General features: G+C 64.0%; 1 pseudogene. It reads left to right on the top strand.

Annotation, left to right across the window (positions count from 1 at the left end):
• Positions 1-513: 513 nt before the first annotated feature.
• Positions 514-776: pseudogene (locus OP498_RS18435) on the top strand (hypothetical protein); the annotation flags it as partial.

The raw sequence follows: 776 nt of genomic DNA, 5'->3' as shown, positions 1-776 counted from the left end.
AGTGCGCCCGTGAAGGCGTGCACACAACTCGGTGAAAGTCCGAGTCGGGGTAAGCCATGGCCCCGTAGCCGAAGGTAACTGCGTCGCCGCGAGGCGGGGTGGAGAGCAACCGGAAGCGAACTGGCGGTCCGCAGGATGACGAACTCGATTCGGCCGGGTCAGGTGGCGAGCTCGCTGGGAGGTAGCGAAGCCTGAAACCCACCCGTCGCGCTGTGATGGCGGTTAAAGCGACGACGGGACCTGCCAGGTGGTTGGAGGCGGAACGTCAGGAAGGGTGCACGAGATAAGCGGGGAGACCTGGCGGCCGAGGTGACGGCGGCCAGGAGTCAGAGCCTTCATAGTACCGGCGTGCGGATCACGCCTTGGCCACGGCTTATCCCGGCGAAAGCCGGGATCTGGAGATGCTGGAGCGCGGACTCTGCCTACCGCCAAGGTGCCGCACAGGAGGCGCAGAGAACAGAACCTGCGCCGAGGGAAGGGAGGCAGGAAGATGGATGCGAGAGATGACCAGAGATGAGCGAACGCAACGGCACAGCATCGACAGTGCCCCATGGTGGGGCTAAACAAGAGGCGTCATCATCCGCCACCACGATGGCGGGGGTTGACCGCTCGATCTGGACGGATCGCATGTTGGCGGCGCTGGATAACGGCGTCAAAGGACGTAAGTGGTTCAGCCTGATCGACAAGGTACACCGCTCGTCGACCCTGGAGAGTGCCTGGCTACAGGTCTACCGCAACCAGGGGGCGGCGGGAGTCGATCGGCAAAGCGTGTCACG

This window comes from Halomonas sp. 25-S5 (assembly GCF_029889845.1).
Lineage (GTDB): Bacteria > Pseudomonadota > Gammaproteobacteria > Pseudomonadales > Halomonadaceae > Halomonas.
Note: the sequence above shows the minus strand (reverse complement) of the source record. Positions and strands in the feature narration are given on the sequence as shown.